Origin of the sequence: Streptomyces sp. AcH 505 (assembly GCF_000818175.1) — a bacterium.
In the GTDB taxonomy this organism is placed as follows: domain Bacteria; phylum Actinomycetota; class Actinomycetes; order Streptomycetales; family Streptomycetaceae; genus Streptomyces.
Map to the genome: position 1 here is coordinate 6,342,214 of NZ_JTIY01000001.1, position 8,594 is coordinate 6,350,807.

At 71.6% G+C, this 8,594-nt stretch carries 12 protein-coding genes; 8 read left to right on the forward strand and 4 right to left on the reverse strand.

The window, feature by feature from the left end; all coding sequences use genetic code 11:
• Window positions 1-14: 14 nt before the first annotated feature.
• Window positions 15-713 carry an NAD(P)-binding domain-containing protein gene (locus HY68_RS28230; RefSeq protein WP_041994056.1) on the reverse strand — a complete coding sequence of 233 codons (699 nt, stop codon included), beginning with the start codon at window positions 711-713 and terminating at the stop codon, window positions 15-17.
• 165 nt (window positions 714-878) lie between these two features.
• Between HY68_RS28230 and HY68_RS28235 the strand changes: the two genes are divergently transcribed.
• From HY68_RS28235 to HY68_RS28255, 5 genes are all read left to right on the forward strand, one after another.
• Window positions 879-1,136 carry a DUF5133 domain-containing protein gene (locus HY68_RS28235; RefSeq protein ID WP_063779684.1) on the forward strand — a complete coding sequence of 86 codons (258 nt, stop codon included), beginning with the start codon at window positions 879-881 and terminating at the stop codon, window positions 1,134-1,136.
• 112 nt (window positions 1,137-1,248) lie between these two features.
• Window positions 1,249-2,214 carry an NADPH:quinone oxidoreductase family protein gene (locus tag HY68_RS28240; RefSeq protein WP_041994058.1) on the forward strand — a complete coding sequence of 322 codons (966 nt, stop codon included), beginning with the start codon at window positions 1,249-1,251 and terminating at the stop codon, window positions 2,212-2,214.
• A complete protein-coding gene (locus HY68_RS28245; RefSeq protein ID WP_041994061.1) occupies window positions 2,214-3,413 on the forward strand; it encodes an acyl-CoA dehydrogenase family protein in 1,200 nt (399 codons plus the stop codon). Before HY68_RS28240 ends, HY68_RS28245 begins: the two co-directional genes overlap by 1 nt.
• Window positions 3,392-4,486, forward strand: coding sequence for an acyl-CoA dehydrogenase family protein (locus tag HY68_RS28250; protein ID WP_041994064.1), 1,095 nt, complete (start codon window positions 3,392-3,394; stop codon window positions 4,484-4,486). The genes HY68_RS28245 and HY68_RS28250 overlap by 22 nt, the downstream gene beginning before the upstream one ends.
• A 188-nt stretch (window positions 4,487-4,674) precedes the next feature.
• Entirely contained in the window at window positions 4,675-4,869 is a 195-nt protein-coding gene (locus HY68_RS28255) for a hypothetical protein (protein WP_041994067.1), read from the forward strand.
• Window positions 4,870-4,890: 21 nt separating this feature from the next.
• Here HY68_RS28255 and HY68_RS28260 read toward each other — a convergent pair whose 3' ends face one another.
• Complete coding sequence (locus HY68_RS28260; protein WP_041994069.1) at window positions 4,891-5,268, reverse strand: DUF779 domain-containing protein; 378 nt, start codon at window positions 5,266-5,268, stop codon at window positions 4,891-4,893.
• A gap of 107 nt (window positions 5,269-5,375) precedes the next feature.
• On the opposite strand from HY68_RS28260, the gene HY68_RS28265 reads away from it, so the two are divergent.
• Window positions 5,376-5,696: a putative quinol monooxygenase gene (locus HY68_RS28265; RefSeq protein ID WP_041994071.1), complete on the forward strand. Its 321-nt coding sequence runs from the start codon at window positions 5,376-5,378 to the stop codon at window positions 5,694-5,696.
• A 75-nt stretch (window positions 5,697-5,771) separates the two neighbouring features.
• The gene (locus HY68_RS28270) at window positions 5,772-6,686 is read left to right on the forward strand and encodes a DUF3048 domain-containing protein (protein WP_052457207.1); all 915 of its coding nucleotides are present in this window, start codon (window positions 5,772-5,774) and stop codon (window positions 6,684-6,686) included.
• 49 nt (window positions 6,687-6,735) lie between these two features.
• On the opposite strand, the gene HY68_RS28275 is transcribed toward HY68_RS28270, so the two are convergent.
• Window positions 6,736-7,356 (reverse strand): L-threonylcarbamoyladenylate synthase, encoded by a 621-nt coding sequence (locus tag HY68_RS28275; RefSeq protein ID WP_041994077.1) that lies wholly within the window; start codon window positions 7,354-7,356, stop codon window positions 6,736-6,738.
• Window positions 7,357-7,527: 171 nt separating this feature from the next.
• Window positions 7,528-8,043, reverse strand: a complete 516-nt coding sequence (locus tag HY68_RS28280) for a cupin domain-containing protein (RefSeq protein WP_041994080.1) — start codon at window positions 8,041-8,043, stop codon at window positions 7,528-7,530.
• A 138-nt stretch (window positions 8,044-8,181) separates the two neighbouring features.
• On the opposite strand from HY68_RS28280, the gene HY68_RS28285 reads away from it, so the two are divergent.
• A partial coding sequence (locus HY68_RS28285; RefSeq protein ID WP_063779722.1) for an Rrf2 family transcriptional regulator occupies window positions 8,182-8,594 on the forward strand: 413 nt, incomplete at its 3' end.

Here is an 8,594-nt window from a genome sequence, read left to right on the forward strand (position 1 = left end):
CCGGACGCCGTCCGTCAGGGCGTCGGGCGGACGGCGGCGTCGAGTGCCGCCCGCAGCGCCGTGGAGTCCGCCCTGGCGCCCGGGTCGTCACCGGAGACGCCGAGGCCCTGCGGGTTCTTCGCGTAGGGGACGACGTACGCCGGGGTGTCGCGCTGGAAGCGCCAGCTGTCGGCGAGCGTTCCGGCGTCCAGGGCGTGGTAGCCGAGCAGATCGATCAGCCGGGTCGCCGAGGCCTTGGCCTGCGCCGAGTCGCCGGCGATGGGCAGCGTCGTACGGTCGGCGGCGCCCACGGGCCTGGCCAGGGCGGCCAGGTGCTTGAAGAAGATGTTGTTGAACGCCTTCACGACGTGCGAGTCGGGGAGATGGCGCTGGAGCAGTTCGCTGGTGGTCAGCTCCTCGGCGTCGAGTTCGGGGATCCGCCCGTCGCGCTCCGGATAGTAGTTGTCCGTGTCGAGGACGACTTTGCCGACGAGGGGCGCGACCGGCACCTGGCGGTAGTTCTTCAGCGGCACGGTCACCACCACCCAGTCACCCGCCTCGGCGGCTTCGGCGGCCGTCGCCGCGCGGGCCCGTGGCCCCAGCTCGTCCACCAGCGCGGTCAGCGTCTGCGGGCCGCGTGAGTTGCTGAGGACGACGTCGAGCCCTGCCGCGACGCCCAGCCGCGCGAGGGTGCCACCGATGTTTCCGCTTCCGATCAGTCCAAGAGTGCTCATGGGGGTGGCAGCCGGAGCGGGCCCGGACCTATTCCCGGGCCGGGTGAATTCTCGACGCGCGCGGACGCCGGGACGCGGTCAGAATGTCCGGGAGGGGCGGGTGCTCCGCTGTGCGTGGGTATCCGGCTCCGGACCTGCCCACAGCCTGCTGGAAGTGGTGTTGACATGCTGCTGCCGGACAGACATCTGGTCGCCGATCTGCTGAGCCGCTACCGCGCGTGGGAACGGCTGGTACTGGCCGATCCGCTGGACGACGCCACGCGCGCACGGTTCGAGGACGTGGCGTACACGCTGTGTGTGCTGATGGGGCAGCGCACCGCGCGGGAGGCCATCCTCAAGGCCGAGTCGTATCTGAGCAAGATCAAGCCCATGCCGATCTTCCCCGTCGGTCCCGAGCCGGTCGGCCCCGGACTCCACGACTGACCCGTCCCGCGCCCGGCCGAAGCCGTCCGGTGGCGGCTGTTCCCACACCCACAAGCGACCGCTTAGTATGCGCGTGGACGCGGTACTGCCCAATGTGTGTGGAGGCCCCGAGATGCAGGCATGGCGAGTGCACCGGAACGGCGAGCCGGGCGAGGTGATGCGACTCGAAGACGTCGAGCGGCCCGAGCCGGCCGAAGGACAGGTCAGGGTGCTGGTCCGTGCGGCGAACATCAACTTCCCCGATGCCCTGCTCTGCCGGGGCCACTACCAGGTGCGACCGCCGCTGCCCTTCACCCCCGGCGTGGAGATCTGCGGCGAGACCGAGGACGGCCGCCGGGTCATCACCACGGCGGCCCTCCCGCACGGCGGCCTGGGGGAGTACGCGCTCGCCGACGCCGCGGGACTGCTCCCGGCGCCCGCCGCCCTGGACGACGCCGAAGCGGCCGCGATGCACATCGGCTACCAGACAGGCTGGTTCGGCCTGCACCGCCGCGCCCATCTGGAGAAGGGCGAGACCCTGCTCGTCCACGCGGCGGCCGGCGGTGTCGGCAGCGCCGCCGTACAGCTCGGCAAGGCGGCCGGCGCCACCGTCATCGGCGTCGTCGGCGGCCCCGCCAAGGCCGAGGTGGCCCGCGAGCTGGGCTGCGACGTCGTGATCGACCGGCACACCGACGACATCATCGCCGCCGTGAAGGAAGCCACCGGCGGCCGTGGCGCCGACGTCGTCTACGACCCGGTCGGCGGCGACGCCTACGCCAAGTCGGCCAAGTGCGTGGCCTTCGAGGGCCGCATCGTGATCGTCGGCTTCACCAGCGGCGAGATCCCGGCCCCCGCCCTCAACCACGCCATGGTCAAGAACTACTCGATCCTCGGACTGCACTGGGGCCTGTACGCGGCCAAGGACCCGGCCGCGATCCCGCGCTGCCACCAGCGGCTGACCGAACTGGCCGCGCAGGGCGTCGTCAAGCCCCTCGTCAGCGAGCGGGTGCCGCTGAAGGGCGCAGCCGACGCCGTACAGCGCGTCGCCGACGGCGCCACCACCGGACGTGTGGTCGTCATCCCCGAAGGAGACTCCTGATGACCGAGGCGACGTACGCGACCGACGCGGCGGGACTGCGCGAGCGCACCGCGCGCCTGCTGGCCGACCACCCGCCGGCCGACACCGCGCGCGACGACTTCCTGCGGGCCCGCTTCGACGCCGGACTCGCCTGGGTGCACTACCCGGTGGGGCTCGGCGGCCTCGACGCGCCGCGCGCCCTCCAGGCCGTGGTCGACAGCGAACTGGAAGCGGCGGGCGCACCCGACAACGACCCCCGGCGGATCGGCATCGGCCTCGGCATGGCGGCGCCGACCGTCCTGCGCTACGGCACCCAGGAACAGAAGGAGCGCTTCCTGCGGCCGCTGTGGATCGGCGAGGAGGTGTGGTGCCAGCTCTTCAGCGAGCCGGGCGCCGGCTCCGACCTCGCGGCGCTCGGCACCCGGGCGGTACGCGACGGCGACGACTGGGTGGTCGAAGGACAGAAGGTCTGGACGTCCAGCGCGCATGTCGCCCGCTGGGCCATCCTCATCGCCCGCACCGACCCCGGGCTGCCCAAGCACCGCGGCATCAGCTACTTCATCTGCGACATGACCGACCCGGGTGTCGAGGTACGGCCGCTGCGCCAGATCACCGGCGAGGCCGAGTTCAACGAGGTCTTCCTCACCGGCGTACGGATCCCCGACGCGCACCGGCTCGGCGAGATCGGCGAGGGCTGGAAGGTCGCGCAGACCACGCTCATGAACGAGCGGGTCTCCATCGGCGGCTCCCGGATCCCGCGCGAGGGCGGCATGATCGGCCCCGTGGCGCGCACCTGGCGCGAGCGCCCCGACCTGCGTACCCACGAGCTGCGCCAGCGGCTGCTCACCCTCTGGGTCGAGGCCGAGGTGGCCCGCCTCACCGGGGAGCGGCTGCGCCAGCAGCTCGTCGCGGGGCACCCGGGCCCCGAGGGCAGCGGCATGAAGCTCTCCTTCGCCAGGCTCAACCAGGAGATCAGCGGCCTGGAGGTGGAACTCCTCGGCGACGAGGGGCTGTTGTACTCCGACTGGACGCTGCGCAGGCCCGACCAGGTGGACTTCACCGGACGGGACGCCGGCTACCGCTATCTGCGGGCCAAGGGCAACTCCATCGAGGGCGGCACCAGTGAGGTGCTGCTCAACATCGTCGCCGAACGGGTCCTCGGCCTGCCGTCCGAGCCGCGCAACGACAAGGACGTCGCATGGAAGGACCTCTCCCGATGAACCTGCTCTACACGGACACCGAGGACGATCTGCGCGCCGCCGTACGGTCGTTGCTCACCGACCGGTACGACCTGCCGGCGGCCCTGCGGCGCGCCGAGTCGGGCGACCCGTACGACGCCGACCTGTGGTCGTCGCTGGCCGGCGGCATCGGCGCCGCCGGGCTGCTCGTCCCCGAGAAGCTGGGCGGCCAGGGCGCGGGTCACCGTGAGGCGGCCGTCGTGCTGGAGGAGCTGGGCCGGGCCGTCACCGCAGCGCCGTATCTGACCAGCTCGGTCGTGGCGACCGAGACGCTGCTCGGCTGCGACACGGACTCGACGGACGTCGCCGGGCTGCTGACCGCGCTCGCCGGCGGCCACCGCGTCGCCGTCCTCGCACTGCCCCTGACCACCCCGCCCGACGGGCCCCTGCCGGCCGCCGCCGACACCGTCACGGGCGTGGCCGACGCCGTACGCGCCGACGTGCTGCTCGTGCCGCGCGAGGACGGGCTGTACGCGGCCGAGACGGAAGGGCCGGGGGTGAGCGTCGAACCGCTGACCCCGCTCGACCTGACCCGGCCGCTCGCCGCCGTCACCCTCGACCCGGCGGCCGGCATCCGGATCGCCGACGCGGCGACGGGGCGCGCCGCCGTACGGCGCGGGCTGCTCGCCGGTGCGGGGCTGCTCGCCTCCGAACAGCTGGGCGTCGCCGAGTGGTGTCTGGAGGAGACCGTCAAGTACACCAAGGAACGGCACCAGTTCAATCGTCCGGTCGGCTCCTTCCAGGCGCTCAAGCACCGGATGGCGCAGCTGTGGCTCGAGGTCGTCTCGGCGCGCGCCGCCGCGCGCAACGCGGCCGGCGCGCTGGCCACCGGCAGCCCGGAGACCGCGCTCGCCGTCGCGGTCGCCCAGGCGTACTGCGGCCGGGTCGCCGTGCACGCCGCGGAGGAGTGCGTACAGCTGCACGGCGGCATCGGGATGACCTGGGAACACCCCGCGCATCTGTATCTCAAGCGCGCGAAGGCGGACTCGGTGGCGCTCGGTTCGGCGGGCCGGCACAAGGAGACGATCGCCGAGCTGGTCGATCTGCCCGAGTAGCGGCAGCGCAGGACCGGCGGCCCGTCCGCTTCGAACCAGGAGCGGCGTCGAACTAAGAGCGACGATCCGAAGCCGTGGACGGGAACAATCACCCGTACGGCGGGCCTGCCGGTCGGCCGTCCGGGCGTCCTCCTCCGCCACACTGGCGGCCGAATGCCGCAATTGTCACGCGGCGGAGGAGGTAGTCGATGGCCATTTCGATCTCACTGGTGGTGCTGCTCGTCGTCCTCGCTGTGATCTTTCTGCGCAGCGGCGGACTGAAGGTCTCGCACGCGGTGGTCTGTGTCTTGCTCGGATTCTTCCTCGCGGGCACGAGCATGGCGCCGACCATCGCCGACGGGATCTCGACCACCGCGGGGCTGGTGAGCAGCGTCAGGCCGTAGCCGGCCGTCCCGTCGCGCCTGTCACGCGCCGACCATCCGCGACCGGATCAGGAACCGCACCCCTTCGGGAGCCTCCAGGGAGAACCCGCTGCCCCGCCCGGGGACCACGTCGACGATGAGCCGCGTGTGGCTCCACGCCTCGTACTGACTCACCGACATCCAGAACGGGACCGCCTCCTCCACCCCCTCGACCCGCAGGGACTGCAGCAGCACGTCCGAGTTGCCCGTACGGAACTCACCGTCCGGGTAGCACATGGGGGCGCTGCCGTCGCAGCAGCCGCCCGACTGATGGAACATCAGCGGCCCGTGGTCGGCCCGCAGCCGCCGGATCAACTCGGCGGCCGCGGGCGTCACCTCCACCCGCGCGGCCTGTCCGTCCGGAACCCGCTCGTCAGTCATCGTCCCAGCCAACGCCCCGCAACGTTGCAACGCGGTTGCGTACGTCCGGGGCAGCTGGTCGTACTGTTGTGCTGATTGCTCCCGAACCGCAGGAATCGAGGACCGGTATGAGCGACAAGACCGTCGTCGTGGTCGCCACGATCACCCCCGCCGAAGGCCGGGAGGCCGACGTCGAACAGGCGCTGCGGGAGGCGATACCCGCCGTGCACGCGGAGCCGGGCTGTCTGCTGTACGCCATGCACCGCGGTACCTCCGGTGCCTTCGTGATGGTGGAGCACTGGGCGTCTGCCGAGGATCTTGAAGTGCACAGCGGCGCTCCCGCGCTGGTCGCGCTCGGCGCGAAGCTCAAGGGGGCCACGGCGGGCCCGGTCGACGTGCAGGCGCTCGAACCGCTGCCGGCCGGGGACGCCGAACTCGGCGTCGTCTGACCGCGCTGCGACGGGGATTCGGCGTGCGGTCCGGGTACCGTCCCGATGGGAGCCCCATCGAACGGGAGGAGCGCCATGACCGGACGCAGAGCTGTCGCCGCAGGCGTCGCGGCGGCACTCGCCGCCGCTCTGGCGGCCGGCTGCACACCGACCGAGGACGGCACCACCCACCCGCGGGGCACCTCGCGCTCGGTGCTCACGGGGGAGCCGGGCGCGGCGGGCCGGGTGCTCGCCGTGAAGATCGACAACGTCCGCGCCGCGCGGCCGGCGACCGGCCTGAACAGCGCGGACCTGGTGTACGGGATCGAGGTCGAGGGCGGCCTCTCCCGGCTGATGGCGGTCTTCGACAGCAATCACCTGCCCGGCACGGTCGGCCCGGTGCGCAGCGCCCGGGAGACCGACCTGGAGCTGCTGGCCCAGTACGACCGGCCGGCCCTCGCGTTCTCGGGCGCCCAGAGCATGCTGCTGCCGGTCCTCAAGAGGTCGGACCTGGTCACCAGGACCGGGACCGGCGCCTTCTTCCGCAGATCGACCAGGTCGGCGCCGCACAACGAGTACGTGCACACCAAGGGGCTTACCGACGGCGCGGGGACCGCGAAGGACATCGGCCTGACCTTCGCCTCGGCGACCCCCGCCGGCGGCACACCCGACACGACCGCCTCGGCCAAGATGCCCGGCGCCCGCTTCGGCTTCACCTGGAGCGGGTCGAGTTACCGGGTGAGCATGGACGGCGCGCGCTCGCCCTGGACGGCGGACAACGTGATCATCCAGCAGGTGAAGATCAGGGAGTCCCGCTTCCACAGCCGCACCGGGTTCGTACCGTTCTCGGAGACGGTCGGCCAGGGCTCGGCCGTCGTACTCAGGAACGGCCGCTCCTACGACGTGCGTTGGAGCAGGCCGACCGAGAAGGCAGGCACGACCTACCGCCACGACGGCCGGACGCTGCCGCTGAGCCCCGGCCGCACCTGGATCGTCCTCGCGCCGAGCTGAGCAGGAACTGTCGGCAGGAACCGTCGGCAGGGGCCGCCGGCAGGGGCCGCTACTCGAAGCGGGAGACGTCGCCCGCGCCGCGTCGTACGATCTCCAACTCGCCACCGGAGAAGTCGATGACGGTGGTCGGTTCCGTTCCGCAGTCGCCCGAGTCGACCACGGCGTCCACCACATGGTCGAGCCGTTCCTTGATCTCCCAGCCCTGGGTCAGGGGTTCTTCCTCGTCCGGCAGCAACAGCGTGCTGGAGAGCAGCGGTTCACCCAGGTCCGCGAGGAGCGCCTGCGCGACGACATGGTCGGGGATCCGGACACCGACGGTCTTCTTCTTCGGGTGCAGCAACTGACGCGGCACCTCCCGGGTCGCGGGGAGGATGAAGGTGTAACTGCCCGGTGTCGCCGCCTTGATGGCACGGAACACGTCGTTGTCGATGTGCACGAACTGACCCAGCTGCGCGAAGTTCTGGCACACCAGTGTGAAGTGGTGACGGTCGTCGAGCTCGCGGATCGACCGGATCCTGCTGATGCCGTCGCGGCTGCCGAGCTGGCAGCCGAGGGCGTAACAGGAGTCCGTCGGATACGCGACGAGCGCGCCCGCCCGGATGCTGTCGGCGACACCGCTGATGATGCGCCGCTGGGGGTTCTCGGGATGGACGTCGAAGTACTTGGCCATCCGGTGAGTCTAGGGTCTGTCGTGCGGATCAGGCCGGATCAGGGAGCGGGGGCTGGTGTCGTGGATCGCAAGGCGGAGGAGGGAGGCGACGCGGAGCGTCGTCGACCGACGACAACGCCGCGAGGCGCGGCACCAGCACACGCGAGCCCGGCGTGATCCGCACGACAGACCCTAGGGCGCTTGCGTGCCGTTCCCGGGCAGGGCGTACAGGGCCGGGAGGTTGACGACGATCGCCTCCTGCGTGCTGCGGGCGATCACGACCACCGCCTCGTCCGCCGGGTCGGGGTTCTCCTCGCGGTGCGGTACGAACGGCGGCACGAAGATGTAGTCACCGGGGGAGGTGCGCAGCCGAACCTCCTGCGGCTCGTCGCCCGAGTCGTCCAGGAAGACGAACTCCGGGTGGCCCGACACCACATAGATCGCCGTCTCGGACTCGCCGTGGTGGTGGTCGGACGACGAGGTGGCGGGCGCCACATGGGTCTGGCCCATCCACAGCTTCTCCGACCCCGCGGTGCTGCCGCTGACACCGGCGAACCTGCGCATGCCACCCGTCTGCGCCGTGTCCCCGTCGAGGGCGTCGGCGCGGATGTGGTGCAGCCTGCTGCGCGGGGGCGCCGCGTAGTGGTCCTGGGTGTCGTGGAGGTGGGGGTGGAAACCCGCACCGGGAGTCGTCGGCGGCTCGCTCATGGCCGGGACGTTAGAGCCGCCCCGGAAAGGATGTCAAGAAGTGTCCTTTATCCTTCACCTGCGGCAATGTTGCCGCAATGTAGGTCGCGGACCCGCCGACCCCTCCGCCGGAGCGGCGCTGTCGGGCATGATGTGGGTATGCATATCTCCGCGAAGGCGGACTACGCCGCCCGGGCCCTTCTGGAGCTCGCGTGTGAGCCTGCCCGCCCGCTCACCTGCGAGGCCATCGCCTCCTCGCAGGACATTCCGTTCCGGTTCCTGAAGTCCGTGGTGGGCGAGTTGCGCAAAGCGGGCCTGGTGCGCAGCCAGCGCGGCTGCGAGGGCGGTTACTGGCTCGGCAGGCCGGCCGAGGAGATCACCCTCCTCGACGTCGTACGCGCCGTCGACGGTGAACTCATCACGCTGCGCGGCGAGTCGCTGGCCGGGCTCGACTACCCGGGCGCCGCAGGGGCGTTGCCCGGTGTGTGGCGGCAGGTCGAGGAACAGGCGGCGGCGGTGCTCGCCGCGCATCACCGGGCCCGGCACCGCGTCGTCGTACGCGCCGCACCCGG